The sequence below is a fragment of the Comamonas sp. GCA5 genome (assembly GCF_036541385.1).
Classification (GTDB): domain Bacteria; phylum Pseudomonadota; class Gammaproteobacteria; order Burkholderiales; family Burkholderiaceae_C; genus Comamonas; species Comamonas aquatica.
In genome coordinates, this window is the sequence record NZ_JAZHFR010000018.1 from 1 (window position 1) to 20,084 (window position 20,084).

Annotated in this window: 16 protein-coding genes, 2 pseudogenes and 1 other annotated feature; of the genes and pseudogenes, 11 read left to right on the plus strand and 7 right to left on the minus strand. The window is 60.2% G+C overall.

The features are described 5' to 3' along the window. Window positions 1-600 (minus strand): annotated as a pseudogene (locus tag SJH88_RS06490) (IS3 family transposase); the annotation flags it as partial. Continuing rightward, window positions 206-322 (minus strand) — a sequence feature (AL1L pseudoknot). Its footprint overlaps the pseudogene before it by 117 nt. Window positions 601-768: 168 nt before the next feature. On the opposite strand from SJH88_RS06490, the gene SJH88_RS06495 reads away from it, so the two are divergent. The 8 genes from SJH88_RS06495 (at window position 769) to SJH88_RS06530 (ending at window position 10,371) form a co-directional block, all read left to right on the plus strand. Then, window positions 769-1,329, plus strand: coding sequence for a GspH/FimT family pseudopilin (locus SJH88_RS06495; protein ID WP_274753951.1), 561 nt, complete (start codon window positions 769-771; stop codon window positions 1,327-1,329). Next, the gene (gene pilV / locus SJH88_RS06500; RefSeq protein WP_274753952.1) at window positions 1,320-1,928 is read left to right on the plus strand and encodes a type IV pilus modification protein PilV; all 609 of its coding nucleotides are present in this window, start codon (window positions 1,320-1,322) and stop codon (window positions 1,926-1,928) included. Before SJH88_RS06495 ends, pilV begins: the two co-directional genes overlap by 10 nt. Window positions 1,929-1,942: 14 nt before the next feature. Next, window positions 1,943-2,797, plus strand: coding sequence for a PilW family protein (locus SJH88_RS06505; protein ID WP_274753953.1), 855 nt, complete (start codon window positions 1,943-1,945; stop codon window positions 2,795-2,797). Between the two features lie 2 nt (window positions 2,798-2,799). After that, the gene (locus SJH88_RS06510; RefSeq protein WP_274753954.1) at window positions 2,800-3,543 is read left to right on the plus strand and encodes a pilus assembly PilX family protein; all 744 of its coding nucleotides are present in this window, start codon (window positions 2,800-2,802) and stop codon (window positions 3,541-3,543) included. A 1-nt stretch (window position 3,544) separates the two neighbouring features. Then, the gene (locus SJH88_RS06515; RefSeq protein ID WP_274753975.1) at window positions 3,545-6,907 is read left to right on the plus strand and encodes a pilus assembly protein; all 3,363 of its coding nucleotides are present in this window, start codon (window positions 3,545-3,547) and stop codon (window positions 6,905-6,907) included. A gap of 11 nt (window positions 6,908-6,918) precedes the next feature. Further along, window positions 6,919-7,362, plus strand: a complete 444-nt coding sequence (locus SJH88_RS06520) for a type IV pilin protein (RefSeq protein WP_420921723.1) — start codon at window positions 6,919-6,921, stop codon at window positions 7,360-7,362. A 33-nt stretch (window positions 7,363-7,395) separates the two neighbouring features. Continuing rightward, a complete protein-coding gene (ribD, locus tag SJH88_RS06525; RefSeq protein ID WP_274753955.1) occupies window positions 7,396-8,508 on the plus strand; it encodes a bifunctional diaminohydroxyphosphoribosylaminopyrimidine deaminase/5-amino-6-(5-phosphoribosylamino)uracil reductase RibD in 1,113 nt (370 codons plus the stop codon). Between the two features lie 72 nt (window positions 8,509-8,580). Then, window positions 8,581-10,371 carry a phospholipase D family protein gene (locus tag SJH88_RS06530; RefSeq protein WP_274753956.1) on the plus strand — a complete coding sequence of 597 codons (1,791 nt, stop codon included), beginning with the start codon at window positions 8,581-8,583 and terminating at the stop codon, window positions 10,369-10,371. Between the two features lie 30 nt (window positions 10,372-10,401). On the opposite strand, the pseudogene SJH88_RS06535 reads toward SJH88_RS06530, so the two are convergent. Further along, a pseudogene (locus tag SJH88_RS06535) lies at window positions 10,402-11,465 on the minus strand (tRNA dihydrouridine synthase). 185 nt (window positions 11,466-11,650) lie between these two features. Here SJH88_RS06535 and SJH88_RS06540 point away from each other — a divergent pair. Continuing rightward, window positions 11,651-12,139, plus strand: a complete 489-nt coding sequence (locus SJH88_RS06540; protein ID WP_274753957.1) for a hypothetical protein — start codon at window positions 11,651-11,653, stop codon at window positions 12,137-12,139. A gap of 18 nt (window positions 12,140-12,157) precedes the next feature. Here the strand turns inward: SJH88_RS06540 and SJH88_RS06545 are convergent, their stop codons facing one another. From SJH88_RS06545 to clpB, 5 genes are all read right to left on the minus strand, one after another. Further along, a complete protein-coding gene (locus tag SJH88_RS06545; protein WP_274753958.1) occupies window positions 12,158-13,330 on the minus strand; it encodes a class I SAM-dependent methyltransferase in 1,173 nt (390 codons plus the stop codon). Between the two features lie 60 nt (window positions 13,331-13,390). Beyond that, complete coding sequence (locus tag SJH88_RS06550; protein WP_042411160.1) at window positions 13,391-13,912, minus strand: GNAT family N-acetyltransferase; 522 nt, start codon at window positions 13,910-13,912, stop codon at window positions 13,391-13,393. 206 nt (window positions 13,913-14,118) lie between these two features. Then, a complete protein-coding gene (locus SJH88_RS06555; RefSeq protein ID WP_210930367.1) occupies window positions 14,119-15,564 on the minus strand; it encodes a coniferyl aldehyde dehydrogenase in 1,446 nt (481 codons plus the stop codon). Between the two features lie 56 nt (window positions 15,565-15,620). Continuing rightward, a complete protein-coding gene (locus SJH88_RS06560; RefSeq protein WP_274753959.1) occupies window positions 15,621-15,992 on the minus strand; it encodes a hypothetical protein in 372 nt (123 codons plus the stop codon). 52 nt (window positions 15,993-16,044) lie between these two features. Beyond that, window positions 16,045-18,654: an ATP-dependent chaperone ClpB gene (gene clpB, locus SJH88_RS06565; protein WP_043379218.1), complete on the minus strand. Its 2,610-nt coding sequence runs from the start codon at window positions 18,652-18,654 to the stop codon at window positions 16,045-16,047. A 238-nt stretch (window positions 18,655-18,892) separates the two neighbouring features. Between clpB and SJH88_RS06570 the strand changes: the two genes are divergently transcribed. Then, on the plus strand, window positions 18,893-19,453 hold the full coding sequence (locus SJH88_RS06570) for a cytochrome b (RefSeq protein WP_274753960.1): 561 nt from the start codon (window positions 18,893-18,895) through the stop codon (window positions 19,451-19,453). 43 nt (window positions 19,454-19,496) lie between these two features. Further along, window positions 19,497-20,069: a YceI family protein gene (locus SJH88_RS06575; protein WP_274753961.1), complete on the plus strand. Its 573-nt coding sequence runs from the start codon at window positions 19,497-19,499 to the stop codon at window positions 20,067-20,069. Window positions 20,070-20,084 lie beyond the last annotated feature (15 nt).

Consider the following 20,084-nt stretch of genomic DNA (forward strand, 5'->3'; position numbering starts at 1 on the left):
TGGCACGCATCAGTCGCTCCACAGTACAACGTGCCACCGGGATGCCCTCGCGGTTCATCTGCAGCCAGACCTTATCGGCCCCGTAGACCTGCCAGTTGGCATGCCACACGCGCTGGATGTCCGCCTTCAAGCACTCGTCACGCTGGGCGCGTTGACTGCGCAGTTGCGGGTTACGTTGCCGGGCTGCGTGGCGCCAGTAACACGATGGGGCCATCTGCAGCACCCGGCAGATGGGCTCGACCCCGTAGTCGTCACGGTGGCGGTCGATGTAGTTCTTCAAGACTTCAATCGGCGGTCGAGCTGCGCCTGCGCAAAAAACGCGCTGGCCGTCTTCAGGATGTCGTTGGCCCGGCGCAGCTCCTTGACCTCACGTTCCAGCTCCTTGATGCGCTGGGCTTCTGACGTGGTGGTACCGGCACGCTGGCCGCTGTCGACCTCGGCCTTCTTGACCCAATCGTTCAAGGTCTGCGGCACGCAGCCAATCTTGGGGGCTATTGATTCAATGGCGGCCCACAGCGAAGGGTAGTCGGCTCGGTGCTCCTGCACCATGCGTACGGCACGCTCGCGGACCTCGGGTGAGAACTTGTTTGACTTGGTCATAGCTCCATCTTCTCAAGTGTTGGAGCCTCCTCAAAACCCGGGGCGGTTCAGCGGGGTTTACAGAGAGACCACCGCCCGGAAGGCACTGATAGACACCGCAGGTCTAGCAAAATCAACCGTCAGTCCCACGCATGGTACAAAGTGCTGCAGTTTATCTACCATGCAAGCATGCACCTTTCTTCGTATTTTTCAGGTCAGCCCCTCTTCCTACGAAGGCAAGCCCATGGCTTCACCTTGATCGAGCTGTTGACCGTGATTGCCGTACTGGCCGTGCTTACCTCAGTTGCAGCACCCAGTTTTACACCCATGATTCAGCGATGGAATGTCAAATCGACTACTGAAAGCATGGTGAGCACATTGTATTTAGCCCGCACAGAAGCCATAAAACGCGGCGGTGGTGTCACCATAAAGAAGACCCCAAATAATACCGATGGCTGTACAGCCGCCAGCACCAACGAAGACTGGGGATGCGGCTGGAGCATTTTTTATGCCGACTCGTCGGGAAAATCAATTAGCATAAAAAATATCCCCGCGCCAAAGGGGATAGAAGTAACAGTAAAAAGCAGTAGTGGAACTATCTCCTTAGATCGCTGGGGCAAGATGAGCGGAATTAACGCAAAAGGCATATACATACTTCCTGCAGGTGGGAACTTAAATCCACCCGCTCAAGGCATATGCACAAGTTCCGGGGGAAGAATTCGAGTAATCGGGGACCCTCCATGCGCCTAAATAAACAAAATGGCTTCACCTTACTTGAGTCATTAATAGCAATCCTATTAACGGCGCTTGGAATATTAGGCATATTAGGTGTTCAGATGCGCACGCTCTCTAATACTCAAGACACCATGCGAAGAACCCAAAGCATTCGCTTGGTCAATGATTTAAGTGAAAGAATAAGGAACCAAACCAGCGGCATCGCCAATTCCAGCCAATACACAACCACCTGGACAGACCTTACTCAATCAATTACAGCGCCATCGGTGGACTGCTCCTCGAGTGGGGCCTCTTGCACAGCTACACAACTCGCTCTTTACGACAAATATATTTGGCTAAACTCCGCAAAGAACGCACTCCCGCTGGGGAAAGCAAGGATTTTCGCCACCGCCGATGGGAAGTCTCTCGGAGTGATGCTTGCCTGGCGCTCCAATGAAGATGCTGCTGGGGTTTCTTCATCAACCAGTGCCACGGACTCGACCGGCACAGCCGTTCAATGCCCAAAGATCGACGCCAATAACTCGCAGAGCCCTTATATGAGTTGCCATCTGCAATATATCAGCCTTGATGAACGCTGCCAGAGCGTTGGCTCTACAGCCTACTGCTCACAATAGTCACCAATATTGATATGCATAAAGATCCTCATTTCTTTAGGACCTCCAATCGCCTGCAACAGCAAGGCGTGACTCTTATTGAGTTGATGGTAGGTATTGCAATTGGACTTCTAACTGTCGCAGTTGCAATTGGCGCATTGCTGGCTTCAAAAAATGCAAGCATATCCACCAGCGACAGCACAACAATGCAGCAGCAAGCGGCTTATGCATTTCGTGTGATTGGACAACAGATTCGACAAGCAGGCAGTCTCTCCTTGGAGCCATCCACCAGCTATCTGGAATCCGCATATTTTCGCAATAACCTAGCTATAGCAAGCTATCCGCCTATCTCAGGGAAGGACAACCCCGGAAGCAATGAATACAAATTGACTGTCACTTATCAAAATGCTCCGATTGATAAAATTTATCCACTTGCAGCAGACGGAACTGCAAGCACAGGCTCGCTACTGAGGAATTGTTTGGGAGAAAATCCATCCAACTCTCCTCCAGAGGCTCTTCAAAGCGCATTCAAACTGGACAGCAATATTCTTTATTGCGCCGGAACAAGCTCCAAACAACCCATTATTGGAGGCTCTCAGGCGAGCGATATAAAGGTCAAGGATTTCATTGTTCGTTATGTGAGCCAGCAAGGCTATACCAATCCGACATTTTCTTACTCCAACGCATCTGCATTCACTGACAACGCGGCCTGGTCAAAAGTTCAGTCGGTAGAGGTATGTATTGAATTGGAGGGATCTGCCAACATTGACACTGTTGGCAGCAACTATATTAACTGCAGCAATCAAACGGTAACCCGTGGAAATCGCTTACGCATGGTATTCAGAAACACTTTCCGTTCTCGTAGCCATGCCTGGCCAACAAGCAGCTAAATATGAAGACACCAAATAAAAAATTGCAACAGGGAGCCGCTCTCTATATTGTTGTAATTTTTATCCTACTATCCATGCTCGTTGCTCTATGGGCTTCTCGTTCAGCAATTTTCAATGAATTGGTAGCTGGCAATGATGCTGATTACCAAAGAGCCATGGAATCCGCACAAGCCATGGTTCAGGATGCTCAGGATGATATATATCGGCATCTTTACGACAGCACAAAAACCTCATTAAGAACGGGTAGCACCCAGCAGTTACCTGGAAGCCAAGATGTTTTTTTTGGACCTTGGAGTGACAGCCTTGCGGCTCGAACCAATCAATGCAAGGATGCCATTTGCTTGAGGCGAACCATCGCAGAGGATTTCTGGAATGACCCCAGCACCCTGCAAGCCATGCTTAGCCTAGGGGCGAGATATGGCCAATTTTCAGGAGCCAACCAAAGCGGCTCAGAAACGATTACGCCTCCCAATCCAATTTTGGCATTGACCGACGCCAATAAGGGCGCTTGGTATTGGATAGAGCCAATGCCATATGGGACACCTGGATTAAGTCCCAGCGGGAATATCGGAAAAATAGTGCAAGGCACAGCAACACCAGCGACAAACGCAGAAATGATTTTCAGAATTACAGCCCTAGCCTTTGGCATCAAGGGATCGAGCAGCAGCACTGATTTCAGCGATCATTCCCCTACCATGGCTGTAATCCAGACAGTCATCTCCATGCCTACGATTACAGGTGAATAATATGAAAAGAAAAATAATTATCAAGAAACTCGCCTATTCTTTGGCAGTTGCAGGTCTTGCCACACATATTTACACAAATGCAGCGCCACTCAATTTTGCAACCTACCCAGCAGGCAGCGCAAGCATAGAACCGGCACCCAATGTCATTATTTCGGTTGACGACTCTGGAAGTATGGGCGCTTCTGGCATTAGTGCACTCAAAACTGCATTAAAGGATACATTTGCAGCAAGCAATATTCCAGATAAAAGACTCCGTATTGCATGGCAATCCATGAATCGATGCAATGGCATCCCTAGCAACAGCACATCTTGTGGCAGCAGAAATTCCATGAAAATCTTGGAGGGAACACATCGCAGCAATTTCTTGACTTGGGTGGATACGCTTACTGCAAATGGTGGAACTCCATCTCATCAGATGGTAAGAAATGCCGGAGATTATTTAAAAAATACACCGCTGAATCGTGATTCTCCGTGGGCAGAAGTACCCGGAACCCGGTTGGGCAATGTCCTCTCTTGCCGGAAATCCTTCCATATTTTCATGACGGATGGTGGCTGGAATAGCTCCACCAGCAGAACGACTACACATATTGATGGAGACAGAGACCTGACGGGCTACAAGACAATATCCCCGGGCAATATTGACGGAACAAATGCAACATTTGCAGATAAAAAATCGTACGTAGCAAGCTCCACTCAAACAAAAATATACTCAGACTTGTGGGGATCATGCTCCGGTAGTACCAGTTGCTCAACAGATGGAATAAATACTTTATCCGATCTTTCATTTTATTATTGGGCAACCGATCTGAGAGACGATATACCTAATCAAGTCAAACCAATCATTAAAAAAAGTGGCTCAGAAATATTCAAGAATTCCAGAAATCAGAACATTGAAATTGAAGAGTATTGGAATCCAAAGAATAATCCAGCAACATGGCAAAGCTTAACGACATATACTATTGGATTTGCTGATGCAGCAACCTGGACAGGCACCCCGACCTGGGGAGGAGACACCTACTCTGGCGACTACAGCAAATTGATTACGGGAGATTTATCTTGGCCAAGCCCACTTTGCAAAGACGATAACACTTCTTCCAACAACGGGAAATTTCCTTGTGATGGTACTACCGGCTACAATGCAAACGAGAATAATAGAAAAAAAGAACTATGGCATATGGCCATTAATGGGCGCGGCAAGTTCATTCCCGCCACAAGCAGTGATGATTTAAAAAATGCGTTCAAAGATATTGTTAGCAACATTATTGAAGACACGTCACAACCCCTAACGGGCTATGCAAGCTCATCGAGCTCCATCAGCACGCAGGATGCCAAGCTCTATACAGCAACCTACGACGCAAATGGATGGAAGGGAGCTATTTATTCCCAGATTGCGGCAACGGATACGGGAGTCCTTTCCGCAAACTCAGCTTGGGGAAACAATATAAACAACCGCCTACCTACCACGGCGGACAAGCTTGATGCCCGCACAGGTCAGATAGCAAGTAGATTGGTATTGACAACCAATGGCAGTAGCGGCATCAGCTTTAACTACGCAAACCTGTCGAATGCACAGAAATCCAGCTTGACCACGTCTCTGGGAACCAATGCGACAACCGCAGACAAAACAAGTCTGGGAACAGCCATAGCGGATTTCATACGTGGAGATATCACCAACAATGGTGGGACTGTTCAGAATTTCAATTTCAGGACACGTAACTCCATTCAAGGCGACATCGTCAACTCGGCTATATGGTATACGGGTTCTCCAAGTCAAGGCTACAATCAATCGGGATACTCCGCATTTGCAGCTCGCTATAAAACACGGATACCCATGCTTTATGTCGGTGGAAATGACGGAATGCTGCACGGATTTTCCGCAATAGATGGTCAAGAGAAGATTTCTTATATCCCAGAAGGAATAATATCCAGACTTCCGCAGCTCGCCAACAGCTCTTATACACACCAATATTATGTAGATGGCTCCGCATTTACCGGTGACATTGTCGTCAATTCCACGAGTTCGGATTTGGCTGATCGATGGCGCACCATGCTTGTTGGAAGCCTTGGCGCAGGCGGAAAAGGCTATTTTGTTCTCGATGTAACCCAGCCCGGCTCCACCGTCAACAATGGATATGCCAGTAACTTCTCAACAGCAAATGCGGGAAGTATCGTTATCCTGGATAAAACTGCGACAACGGATGCAGATATTGGATATATTTTCAGCACCCCTGTCGTGAGTGATTACAACGCTCAGATTTCGACGCAAATTGTCAAAATGAACAATGACCGATGGGCTGTTGTCATGGGCAATGGAATTAATAGCACCAATGAACGCCCTGTTCTACTGGTTCAGTATCTTGACGGACAAAAGGAACTGGTAAAAATCACCGCAGCATCATCAGGAACCAATGCCAGCAGCAATGGCCTATCCGCTCCTCGTCTGGTTGACTTAAATGGCGACGGTACGCCTGACATCATTTACGCAGGAGATCTTAGAGGAAATCTTTGGAAATTTGATCTTTCTAGTTCAAATCCGCAGAACTGGGGGATTGCATTTTCAGGTCAGCCACTTTTTACGGCGAGCCATACAGCCAATAACGCGACAACCTTACAACCTATCACTACAGCACCACTGGTTAGAGTCAGTGAAAGCACGGCAGGGCTAATGGTCGCCTTTGGCACCGGAATAAATGTGACCGAAGGAGATAGAACAGACACATCTGTCCAAAGCTTCTATTCTGTAGTTGACAATACACTGTATAAGCTATGCGCGGCCGATCAAACATCATGCACGGTCGGAAAGGTAATTATCGATACAAATGCAGCAACCCCTACTGTAGTAGTAAAGTCAAATCTGGTTGCACGAACATTCTCAAATACCGCAACAGCAGGCACTGGAAATAGCCAAGGTCAGAATTTCTGGGGTATGGGAGCTCAATCCGAGCTCAATTATCAGAACAGCAAGGGTTGGTATTTTAATTTCCCAGAAACTGGTGAGCGAGTTCTTAGGAATCCAAAATTTTATTCGGCAACAAGCAACATCATAGATATTCTTTCAGATGTACCAGCCTCCGGCGGGAATGTAGAAGGGGAAACATGCGAGCCAACCTCCACTCCAGCCAAAGCATGGCGCAGTCTTTTAGGCATCGAATTCGGGCTTAAGCCGACTCAGCAACTTCTGGATACAAATGGAGATGGTCTTTATAATAGCGCTGATGGCGGAACGAATAGAACCACTTCATCTCCAAGAGAAATATCTTTGAGCACCCGGGCAGGGAAAATTAATATTGGCACTCAGCAAACCACCAATACCGGAAAGCTCATCAACCCAGTGACCTCTCTGAACTGGCGACAGCTTCAATAAGGAATCGCTCAATGAACCGGATGGAAAAACAAAAGGGCTTCACTCTCATCGAATTAATGATTACGGTTGCCGTCATAGGAATTCTGGCTGCGATTGCTTACCCCAGCTACGCAGAGTACACGCGACGGGGATTTAGAAATGAAGCCAAAGCCGGCTTGCAGCAAGCGGCCTTATGGATGGAGCGCGCAGCAACTGCCAACGGCGTCTACCCGATCACCGGTGACAGCACACAGAAGACAGCCATGGACAATATGCTGGCCCAGTACAGTACAAGCAGGTATACCTTCAGCTTCGCAAGCTCCAGCGCATCGGCCTATGTCATCCAAGCAGCCCCTCAAGGTGGTCAAGCCGTTGACAAATGCAAGACTCTTACCTTGAACCAGGCAGGTGTTACAGGCGCCAACAGCAAGGTACAGGGAGACACGGGCTACAACACAGACTGCTGGGGCAAGTAACACGGAGCCCTCTGCATTACCATCCTGGGCAAGATGACAAACTCTGCCCACTTCATGCACAAAGCGCTTGAGCAGGCCGCTCAGGCGCTTTTTCTATCCAACCCCAACCCGCGTGTTGGCTGCGTTTTAGTCAATACCCAAGGCCAAGTCATCGGCCAGGGCTTCACCCAGCAAGCCGGCGGGCCGCATGCCGAGGTCATGGCGCTGCGCGACGCGGCGGCGCAAGGCCACAGCACCCAGGGGGCCACGGCCTATGTCACGCTGGAGCCCTGCTCCCACACCGGACGCACAGGCCCCTGCTGCAACGCGTTGATTGATGCCGGCATCGCCCAGGTGGTCGGCGCCATCACCGACCCCAACCCGCAGGTGGCTGGCCAAGGTTTTGCCAAGTTGCGGGCCGCCGGGGTGCAGGTCGAGGTGGACGCGGCCGCCGGCCTGGCTTCGCGCGAGCTGAACCTGGGCTTTTTCAGCCGCATGGTGCGGGGCACACCCTGGGTGCGCATGAAGGCGGCCACCTCGTTGGATGGCAGCACGGCCTTGCACAACGGCCGCAGCCAGTGGATCACCGGCCCCGATGCGCGTGCCGACGGACATGCCTGGCGGGCCCGGGCCTGCGCCATCCTGACGGGCATCGGCACCGTGCTACAAGACAACCCGCGCCTGAATGTGCGCGAGGTGGCCACGCCCCGCCAGCCCAAAGTGGTGGTGGTAGACAGCAAGCTGGACATGCCACTGGATGCTCATGTTTTAAAAGCAGCTAGTGGTTGCACCATCTACACTTCAAGCACTAACCCATCTAAAACTGAGGCTTTGCAGGCGCTGGGCGCTACTGTGATTGCACTGCCAAACGCACACGGCAAGGTCGATCTGGCCGCCATGCTGCGCGATCTGGGCGCCCGCGGCACCAACGAGTTGCATGTGGAAGCCGGCTTCAAGCTCAACGGCTCCCTGCTGCGCGAAGGCCTGGTCGATGAGCTGCTGCTCTACCTGGCCCCCCAGTTGCTGGGCACCGGCGGCATGGGGCTGGCCAACTTCGGCCCGCTGGACGAGCTGGCACAGGGTGTGCCGCTGCAGTGGCAGGACGTCAGCCGCATCGGCAACGACCTGCGCATCGTGGCCCGAGTGACCGGCCGCGACCAGTTTTAGGTCTGCGCCCCCCGTGCAAAACCTCTGGCGTCTGACAGGCCCGCGCCACCGCGCCGTCTTATAAATTCCTGCATGCCTTTTCTTCTGCCTGCACGCTTTGGCCGCGCCCGGCGGCGCCTGGCCCTGTACGGCCTGCTCTGCGCCAGCGCACTGGGCTTGACGGCCTGCGGCAGCCTGCCGCCCATGCCGCCACGCACGGCCAGCACGGCGTTGGCGGCCCCACAGGCCACCCCCCTAGGGCAGATGGTGCAGACCCAGCGCCAGACCGCCGGCACGCGCTACACCTCGGGCTTCACCCTGCTGGGCGGCGCCCAGGCGGCTTTCACCAGCCGCCTGGCCCTGGTGCAGGCAGCCACCCAGACCCTGGACCTGCAGTACTACGCCATCCACGCCGATGCCAGCACCGCCCGCCTGCTAGAGGCCCTGGTGCAGGCCGCACAGCGCGGGGTGCGCGTGCGCGTGCTGCTGGATGACTTCCATGGTGCCGGCAAGAACGCGCAGGTCATGCGCCTGGCGTTTGTGCCCGGCATCGAGATGCGCATGTTCAACCCGCTGACGGGGCCACGCGGCTCGACCATGCTGCGGGCGCTGTCGACGCTGACCGATTTCCAGCGCGCCCAGCAGCGCATGCACAACAAGCTGTTCATTGCCGACAACAGCATCGGCATCACCGGCGGTCGCAACCTGGGCGACGCCTACTTCGATGCCCTGGACAGCGACAACTTCATCGACCTGGATGTGATGGCGGCCGGCGACGCCGTGCGCCAGCTGTCCGCCAGCTTCGACCGTTACTGGAACGACGCCCGCGCCTACCCCGTCAGCGCGCTGGTGTCCGAGCGCGAACTGCTGCGCCTGCGCGAGCACGCCAGCGAGGACCAGGAACAGGCGCTGGTGCAGGCCGCCATCGCCACCAGCAAAACCGCCGAGCTGCAGCCCATGGATTTGCAGGCCGTGCCGTGGATCTGGGCACCTGCCCTGGTGCTGGCCGATGCCCCGGGGAAGATTCCGCCGCCGCCCGAGGACGCGCCACCAGACACCGGCAGCGCCGCCGCCGGCGACACGGCCACACCGCCGGCCGATGCCGAGGACAACCATGCCACCCAGTTGCTGCCGATCCGCCTGCCGCCCACGCAGGAGGCCGCGCCGCGCGGCCAGCCGACCTCACCCAACCGCCAGGCCCTGCGCCAGGTGCTGGCCCCAGTGGTCGGCCAGGACAATGTGGTCAGCGGCCTGCTGGCCCTGATCGACCAGGCCAGCAGCGACATCCTCATCGTCTCGCCCTACTTCGTGCCGGGCGACGACATGAAGCAGGCCTTCGCCCGCGCCCGCGCGCGGGGCATCCGGCTGCGCATCCTGACCAACTCACTGGCCTCCAACGATGCGCCGCTGGCCCATGCCGGCTATGCGCGCCACCGCCTGGCCTTGCTGCAGCAGGGGATAGAGTTGTATGAGTTGCGCAGCCTGCAGGACGGCCGCGTCGGCACCGGCACGCTGCGCGGCACGGCGGGCACGATCACCGGCTCGCAAGGCCAGTCGCGCGCCATGCTGCACTCCAAGATGCTGGTGCTGGACCACAAGCTGACCGTGGTCGGCTCCATGAACCTGGACATGCGCTCGCAGCTGCAGAACACCGAGATCGCACTGCTCATCGCCTCGCGCCAGCTGGCCCAGGAAGCCACGGCCAACATCGAGGCCACGCTGCAGGAAGCCGCCTGGCGGGTCGAGGACACGCCGCAAGGCATGGTGTGGCGCGCCCCGGCGGGCAGCGACTGGGGCGACCGCCGCAGCGAACCCGATGCCAGCCTGCCGCTGCGGCTGATGATCCAGCTGATCGGCCCGCTGGCGCCCGACCATCTGCTCTGAAAAGCGCAGCTGCCTGCGCAGGTCAGTGCTTCATTCCAGCACGTAATCGCCGTCAGGCATCCGGTCTTCGTACGCAGCAAGCTCTTGTTTGTGTAGCACGAAGGGCACGCCGCAGCGTGCGCACTCCTGCTCGATCCACGCCGTCACCAGGCTTTGCTGGGTGATCACACGCACGCACTGGAATGCCACCTCGGCCTCGGGGTAGCGGCGGCGCATCAGGTTCAGCCACTGCTTAAGCCGGCCGGCGCGCTGGTTGGGCGTCAGGTCGCGGCAGACCATCCACCAAAAGCGCTGGATGTGGGGCAGCAAATCCGCCCAGGCCACCACGGGCGGCAGCTCGGCCGGCAGCGCGGGGGCCTCCTGTGCACCCTGCGCCAGCGCCTGGCGCACCGCCAGGGCCAGACCCGGGTCGCCACGCTGCCGCGGCCCAGCATCAGGTCGCTGCAGCCGGACTGTGCACGGCAGCGCAGCGCGTCCTGCACGGTCCAGATCTCGCCATTGGCCACCACGGGCACGCGCACGGCGGCCGCAATCTCGGGGATCAGCTCCCAGTAGGCCGGCGGGCGGTAGCCCTCCACCTTGGTCCGGGCGTGCACCACCAGCTCGCAGGCGCCGTTTTCGGCCATGGCCAGCGCGCACTCGCGCATCAGGCTCTTGTCGTTGAAACCCAGGCGCATCTTGGCCGACACCGGCAGGTGCGCCGGCACGGCGCGGCGCACAGCGGCCACCAAGGTGGCGATCGCCTCGGGATCCTGCAGCATCGACGCCCCGCCGCCGTGGCGGTTCACGGTCTTGGCCGGGCAGCCGAAGTTCAGATCGATGCCCTCGGGATGCAGGCGCGCCAGCGCGGCCGCGTTCTCGGCCATGCTGACCGGGTCCGATCCCAGCAACTGGGCCCGCACCGGCACACCAGCCAGGGTGCGGCTGCCGTGCCGCAGCTCCGGCATATAGCGCAGAAACACCCGGTCCGGCAGCAACGAGCCGCTGACGCGGATGAACTCCGAGACGCAGCGGTCCACCCCGCCCACCCGGGTCAGCACATCGCGCAGCACAAAGTCCAGCAAACCCTCCATCGGGGCCAACAACAGTCTCATGGAATTTTCAGTGGCACCCACGGGTGCATTCAGATCAAAATCACGCTCCAGCGCTTGCCCAGCAAGCGCAGGCAGCTATCAATATGTGGAGGGCTTGTCGCCGTCCAGCCTGCCATTGTCGCAAGCCTGGGGCATTCCTGCCGCGGCTTCATCGTGCTGTCACACAGCTTGTGTGCAATCGACCGATGTCTCTGCAACGCACGCCCAAAGCCCTGCTGGAACTGGCCCCTGGCCAGCGCCACCTGAGCCTGCGCGAGCGTTCCCTGCTGCTGCTGGCCGAGGGCACGCCCCTGGCCCAGCTGCAGGCCATGTACCACGGCCAGGGGGCGGCGCTGGTGCAGCGCCTGCTGCAAGACGGTTACCTGCAGCAACCCAGCGCGGCACGGACCACGGCAGCGTCCGAGTCCCCCAGTACCACCGCCCCCACCAGCCTGGCCGGTGTGCGCATGCACCTGTTCGACCTGTGCGAACGCATGTTTGCCAACCGCCTGCACGACACCGCCCACCACCTGCGCCAGATGCTGCGCGAAGCCCGGGATGTGGACAGCATGCTGCACGCCCGCGATCAGCTGCTGCGCGCCGTGCACCTGCATGCCGGTGCCGAGCGGGCCGAAGCCCTGCGCCAGCAGTTGGCAGACATGCTGCCCGAGCGCAGCCTGGACACGCCCAACTGAAGCCGTCTCAGCCCGCCATCAACGCGCCTGCAGGCGCCACAGCGAGGTGACTTCCTGGGCGCGCGCAGCGTGCAGCGGGTCGCTCGCATCCTGCGCCTTGCCATGGCGCGGGCGCACGTCCAGCTTGCCCACCACCTGCAGGCCGGCAGCCTCGATCCAGTCCAGCAGCTCGGCACGGCTGCGCAGGCCCAGGTGTTCGGCCAGATCCGACAGGATCAGCCAGCCCTCGCCCTGCGGCAGCAGGTGCGCGCGCAGACCGGTCAGAAAGCCCCGCAGCATGGCGCTGTGCTCGTCGTACACGGCCTGCTCCAGCGTGGTCACGGCGCGGGCCGGCAGCCAGGGCGGGTTGCAGACGATCAGGCCGGCCTGCCCTTCGGGGAACAGGTCGCAGGCCTGCAACTGCACGCGCTGCGTCAGGCCCAGGCGCTGCAGATTCTCCTGGGCGCAGGCCAGGGCGCGTGGCGACAGGTCGGTGCCCACCACCTGGCGCACGCCGCGCTGCACCAGCAGCGCCGAGAGCACGCCCGTGCCCACCCCGATGTCGAAGGCCAGCGCCTGGCCCGCGGCCGGCAAAGGCGCCTGGGCGACCAGGTCCACATACTCCCCACGCACCGGCGAGAACACGCCATAGTGCGGATGGATGCGCGCCTGCGCCCCCAGCACCGGCATGGCCACGCCCTTCTTGCGCCACTCATAGGCGCCGACCACGCCCAGCAACTCGCGCAGCGCCACTGCCTGCACGCCGGCATCGCCACTGGGTGCGCCCCAGGCCTGGGTGCAGGCTTCGCGCCAGTCGGGCGCACGGCGCAGCTGCATGCCGTAATCGGGCTGCAGCGGCACCAGCAGGCTGTTCAGCACCCGGGCGCGCTGGCCCTGGGCCTGGCGGTGCAGGTGGAAGGCCTGGGCCGGGCTGACCGGCTCCGCGTCTGGGCGCGGCTTGCCCCGGCCTGAGGCCTTGCCGGCCGGCTTGCGCGCGGGCTTGTCCAGGCGGCGCTTGAGCGCATCCAGCAGGTGCCGCGCGTTCTGGAAGTCTCCCTGCCACAGCAGGGCCGTACCCTCGCACGCCAGGCGGTAGGCGGTATCGGCGGACAGGGTGTCGTCCGCCACCACCACGCGGCGTGGCGCGGGCAGGCCGCTTTCACTGCGCCAAGCAGCTTGGTGGTCAACGCCTTGGTGGTGCCAGTGCAGCATGGAAATTTCCTTGGTCAGGGTACAAAAAAATCGGCCCGCCGAAGCGGGCGTGGAGAGCGATCAGTTCAAGGGCCGTTTGAGGCGGACTTCCTCGATCTTGATGCCGGCAATCACCGCCGTCTTGGCGGTCGACATCTCGCGCTTGAAGCCTGCCATCTCATGGAAATGCAGGGCACGCTCGTTGCGCAAAGGGACCCAGGCGGTGACGTTGGTACAGCCTTCTTCGAGCAGGCCTTCGCGCGCAGCGTCCCACAGGGTCACGCCGACGCCCTTGTTCCAGTGCGAAGGGGCCGCGTAGATGGCCCAGATTTCGCCAGTGGTCTGGCGCGACTTCTCGTCACGGGAACGGTCAAAGCCAACAAAGCCTACGATCTTGTCGCCGTCGATGGCCACTTGCACTTGCGGCTCGCAGTACTCAATGGCCTCACGCCAGTAAGCTTGGCGCTTCTCGACGGAAGACATGGCTTTCAGTTGATCGTCAGGCACGATGCCACGGTAGGCTTCCAGCGCAGAAGCAGTGTGGATTTGTGCAATCGCCTTCGCATCGCGAAGGGTTGCAGGACGAACCTGGTAATTGGACATGGAAAAACCGGAAACGGGAACAGGTGTTGAAAACGAAAGTCGGCAATTGTCAGTGAAAACGGTTTTTCACCTCAGGCCTTTCGTTTGTAGCCATTTGCCCAAGTACGGCTGTATCCGGTTTCTTGCCCCTTCAAAAAGGATGTGCTAGGCCTGTCGCAGCGCAAGCCACGCCAGGCCATTCGGGGCGTTTTCAGAGTGGCAAGCGCTCAGTGCAAGCGCTTGAGGAGCGCCATGACACGCTCGAACTTGGCTCCATACGGGGGGTAGAGCCAAGCAGCAGGGCTCCATTTTGCTTGCAAAAAGACCCCCTTTTGGTGAGAAAAGCGTAAAAATCCATGCTCTCCGTGGTACGCCCCCCAGCCACTGGAGCCCACGCCGCCAAACGGCAGGTTGTCGTGCGCCACGTGCATCAGGGTGTCATTGACGGTCACGCCACCGCTGACCGTGCGGCGCAGCACGCTGTCGCGCTGCTGCACATCCTGCCCGAACCAGTACAGGGCCAGCGGCCGCTCCCCGGCGTTGATGGCCTTCACCACATCGTCCAGGTGGTCGTAGCTGATCACCGGCAGCAAGGGCCCGAAGATCTCCTCGCGCATGATGTCCATCTCGGAGTGCACGTTCCACACCAGGGCCGGCGTCATCTGGCGCTGCACCGCATCGCCCCACCCGGGTGCGGCCGACGCGGGGCTGGCACTGGCAGGACCGGCCTCCAGCCACTGCACATGTGCGCCCTCGCTTTCCGCCTGCTGGGCCAAGTTGCGCAAGCGGTTGAAATGCTTCTGGTTGATGATGGCGGCGTAGTCCGGGTTGCCGGCCAGGGCGGGAAACAGCTGGGCCACGGCCTTGCGGTAGGCCTGCTCGAAAGCCTGCTCGCGCCCGCGCGGCAGCAGCAGGTAGTCGGGGGCGATGCAGGTCTGCCCGGCGTTCAGCAACTTGCCGTGGGCAATGCGCACGGCGGCCTGTGCCAGATCGCAGTCGTTGCCGATGATGCAGGGGGACTTGCCACCCAGCTCCAGCGTGGTCGGCGTCAGGTGCTGGGCCGCGGCCATGGCCACCTTGCGGCCAACGGCGGTCGAACCGGTGAACACCAGGTGGTCGAAGGGCAGGCCGGCAAACTGGCTGGCCACCTGGGCATCGCCCTGGATGACGCAGAACTCCTCGGGGCTGAAGAACTGGCCGATCACGTGCGCCAACTGGGCCGAGGTGTGCGGTGTCAGTTCGCTGGGCTTGAGCATCACGCGGTTGCCGGCCGCCAGGGCCGCAATCGCTGGGCCCAGGGCCAGCTGCAAGGGATAGTTCCACGGCGAGATGATACCCACCACCCCCAGCGGCTGGCGCTCGATGCGCGCCGTGGCGGGCAACAGGTGCAAGGGGGTCCAGACGCGCTGCGTGCGCATCCAGCGCTTGAGCTGGCGCAGCGTCTGCTGCAGCATGGTGCGCAGCACCATGAGGTCGGCCATCTCGGTCAACTGGGGGGAGCGCACGCCAAAGTCGGCCTGCACCGCGGCCGCCAGGGTGGTGCCATGTTCGTGCAGCAGTTTCTGCAGGCGCAACAGGCGTTCTCGGCGCACCAGCTCGGGCACGTCCACGTGCTGGCGGCTGGCCTGGTATTGCAGCTCAAAGGCTTGCTGCCAGGGGGAAGGAAGGTGCATGCTGGCGTTGTCTCCGTCGCGTTCTCTCTCGTTGGGACCTTCCTGGGAAGGCCGGCTCAGCGCTCGTGGACTTCGCGGGGTTGCACGTCGCTCACATCACCGGCGACCTGGGACAGGATGCCGCCGCGCTTGCTGCCGGGCGTGGTGCTGAAGGGGGGCGCTGTTTCGGCGGCGGCCGCCGATTCCGCAGCCATGCCGCCAAAACCGCCGGCGCGCTGGTACATGCTGGTCCAGCTGCTGGCCGCGCGCATGGGCATGACCCAGGGCGTCACAGGCTGACCGGTAAGCTTGGCCCACAGGGCCCGCAGCCCCCACAGGGCCGCCAGCAGACAGCCCACGGTGAGCAGGCTCAGAAAGAACACGACACCGACCATGAGCAGGACGATGCGGACGGTCCACCGGGTGGCCCAGTTCAAAAAATCGTTCAAAGCAATCCCTTTCTCAATGCGGCCAGCCCCTTGCGGTGCTGGCCGTCCCGTATCAGGCGCCGCCGTCGGCGGCGACCAGACCGAAATTGAAGACTCCGGGGGCCTGGACAGGGTCCACCGAAACCTCGATCCGGCTCTTGGGCGGGAACTTGCCTTCCAGCAACAGGCGCGAGAGCGGGTTCTCGATGCGCTGCTGGATGGCCCGCTTCAGCGGACGTGCGCCAAAGACCGGATCAAACCCTACTTTAGCCAACTCTGCCAAAGCAGGCGCTGTCACGTGCATTTCCAGGTCCATCTTTTGCAGACGGCGCTGCAGCAACTGCAGCTGGATCTGGGCAATGGCCTCGATGTGCGCCGCATCCAGGCCGTGGAAGACCACGGTCTCATCGATGCGGTTGAGGAATTCGGGTCGGAAATGGGATTTAAGTTCCCCCCACACCGCGTCCTTGATGTCCTCGCTGTCCTCGCCGACCATGGCCTGGATCAGGTGCGAGCCGATGTTGCTGGTCATCACGATGACCGTGTTCTTGAAGTCCACGGTGCGGCCCTGGCCGTCCGTCAGGCGGCCATCGTCCAGCACCTGCAGCAGCACGTTGAACACGTCGGGGTGGGCCTTTTCGACCTCGTCCAGCAGCAGCACGCTGTAGGGCTTGCGGCGCACGGCCTCGGTCAGGTAACCGCCCTCTTCGTAGCCCACATAGCCGGGGGGCGCGCCAATCAAGCGTGCCACGCTATGCTTTTCCATGAACTCGCTCATGTCGATGCGCACCAGGTGCTCTTCGCTGTCGAACATGAAACCGGCCAGCGCCTTGCACAGCTCGGTCTTGCCCACGCCCGTGGGGCCCAGGAACAGGAAGCTGCCCAGCGGCTTGTTGGGGTCGGACAGGCCCGAGCGCGAGCGGCGGATGGCGTTGGCCACGGCCGAGATCGCCTCGTCCTGGCCCACCACGCGCTCGTGCAGCTTGGCTTCCATGTGCAGCAGCTTGTCCTTTTCGCCCTGCATCATCTTGGACACGGGAATGCCCGTGGCGCGGCTGACCACCTCGGCGATCTCTTCGGCCCCGACCTGGGTGCGCAGCAGCTTGTGCTTGGGCGCCTCGCCATCGGCCTCGCTGGCCTGGGCTTCCTTGAGCTGCTTTTCCAGCGCGGGCAGCTTGCCGTACTGCAGCTCGGCCACCTTGTTGAAGTCGCCCTTGCGCTTCCACTCCTCGATCTGGGTGCGGATGGCGTCCACTTCCTTGCGGATCTGCTCGGAGCCCTGGGCGCTGGCCTTTTCGGCCTTCCAGATTTCCTCCAGGTCGGCGTACTCGCGCTCCAGCTCGATCAGCTCGTCCTCGATCAGCTGCAGGCGCTTTTGCGAGGCCTCGTCCTTTTCCTTCTTCATGGCCTCGCGCTCGATCTTCAGCTGGATCATGCGGCGCTCGAGCTTGTCCATGCTCTCGGGCTTGGAGTCGATCTCGATCTTGATCTTGGCCGCGGCCTCGTCGATCAGGTCGATGGCCTTGTCGGGCAGGAAGCGGTCGGTGATGTAGCGGTGGCTCAGCTCCGCTGCAGCAACGATAGCGGGGTCCGTAATGTCCACGCCGTGGTGTGCCTCATAACGCACTTGCAGACCGCGCAGGATGGCGATGGTGTCCTCCACCGAGGGCTCTTCCACCAGCACCTTCTGGAAGCGCCGCTCCAGCGCCGCGTCCTTCTCGATGTACTTGCGGTACTCGTCCAGCGTGGTCGCGCCGATGCAGTGCAGCTCGCCGCGCGCCAGCGCGGGCTTGAGCATGTTGCCGGCGTCCATGGCGCCTTCGGCCTTGCCGGCGCCGACCATGGTGTGGATTTCGTCGATGAACAGGATGATGCGGCCCTCGTCCTTGGCCACGTCATTGAGCACGGCCTTCAGCCGCTCCTCAAACTCGCCGCGGTACTTGGCACCGGCCAGCAGGCCGGCCATGTCCAGCACCAGCACGCGCTTGTCCTTGAGGGTTTCAGGCACTTCGCCCTCGACGATGCGCTGCGCCAGGCCTTCGACGATGGCGGTCTTGCCCACGCCGGGCTCACCGATCAGCACGGGGTTGTTCTTGCTGCGGCGCTGCAGCACCTGGATGGCGCGACGGATTTCGTCGTCGCGGCCGATCACCGGGTCCAGCTTGCCCATGCGGGCACGCTCGGTCAGGTCCAGGGTGTATTTCTTCAGCGCCTCGCGCTGGCTTTCGCCCTCGGCGCTGTCCATGGTCTGGCCGCCGCGCACGGCGCTGATGGCGGCCTCCATGGCCTTGCGGGTCAGACCATGCTCCTTCGCGATCTTGGCGGCCTTGGTGTCGCTGTCGGCCAGCGCCAGCACAAACAGTTCGCTGGCGATGAACTGGTCACCGCGCTTGATGGCTTCCTTTTCCGTGGCCTGCATCAGCTTGCCCAGCTCGGAGCCGATGGTGACCTGGTCGTGGCCCTGGACCTCGGGCAACTGCTTGACGGCGTTTTCCACGGCCGTGGACATGGCCGCCACATTGGCGCCGGCGCGCTGCAGCAGGGCCTTGGGGCCGTCGTTCTGGCGCAGCATGGCGGCCAGCAGGTGCAGGGGGTCGATGTAGGCGTGGTCGTTGCCCAGGGCCAGGGTCTGGGCGTCGGCCAGGGCTTCCTGGAATTTGGTGGTGAGCTTGTCGATGCGCATGGGTGGCTTCCTTCAACAGCAAAACAATAACTGCTTCACAGCTAAGGGCTTGGCCAGGGTTTTCAAGGGGCTGCCTGGCCTGAAAAGGCCCCATCCATCCGGCCAGGGGCCGGCCTGCGGTGCCGGCTTGTGCCGCAAAGTTCCTTGCAATCTTTTGAATCTTGTCATCAAGCGCATTGAATGCTGTGTCAGAGGGCGCCTTCTAGACTGCCTGCTTTTGCCCCCTTTGTTGCGCACCATGCCCTCCTCCCCCACCCACCGCTACACCACCACCGCGATTGCCCTGCACTGGGTGCTGGCCGCCGCCCTGCTGGGTCTGCTGGTGTTCGGCTGGTACATGGTGGGGCTGCCGTTCTCGCCCGCCAAGCTCAAGTACTACAACTGGCACAAGTGGGCCGGCGTGACCATCCTGCTGCTGAGCGTGCTGCGCCTGGTCTGGCGCCTGGCCCACCGCCCACCGGCCCTGCCCGCGCGCATGGCCGCCGCCATGCCGCGCTGGCAGCACCTGGCCCACCATGGCGTGCACCACCTGCTGTACGCGCTGTTCTTCGCCGTGCCGCTGATCGGCTGGGCCTACAGCTCGGCGGCGGGCTTTCCCATCGTCTGGTTCGGCCTGTGGCAGCTGCCCGACTTCGTGCCCGCCAGCCCGGCCCTGGCCGAAGCCATCAAGCCCTGGCACGAACTGAGCGCGTACGCCCTGCTGGCCCTGGCGGCCCTGCACATCGCCGCCGCGCTCAAGCACCAGGTGATCGACCGCGACGGGCTGCTGCGCCGCATGTGGCCCGGCAGCGCGCGCTGACCCCCTTCCATCCCATTGTTTGCGAATGCCACAAGGATTGACCATGACTTTCACCTTCCCACTGCGTGCCACCGTGCTGGCCAGCGCCGCCCTGCTGGCCACCGCCGCCATGGCGCAGCAGGCCCTGGTGCCTGCGCAAAGCAGCATCCAGTTCAGCGCCAAGCAGCTCGGCGTGCCCGTCAGCGGCCACTTCAAGCAGTTCAGCGCGCAGGTGCAGTTCGACACCGCCAAGCCCGAGACCAGCAAGATCCACTTCACCGTGGACACCGGCAGCGCCACCATGGGCTCCAAGGAGACCGACAGCAACCTGTTCAGCGCCGACTGGTTCAACATCGCCAAGTTCCCCAAGGCCACGTTCGACTCCAGCGCCGTCAAGGCCCTGGGTGGCGGCAAGTACCAGATCGACGGCACGCTGACCATCAAGGGCCAGGCGCATAAGGTCTCCGTGCCCGTGCAGCTGGCGCAATCGGGCACCACCACCACGGCGTCCGGCACCCTGCCGCTCAAGCGCCTGAGCTTCAAGATCGGCGATGGCGACTGGGCCGACACCGCCATGGTGGCCGACGAGGTGAACGTGCAGTTCAAGCTGGCCCTGACCGGCGTGGGCAAGCTCTAAGCCCTGTTTTGGAAG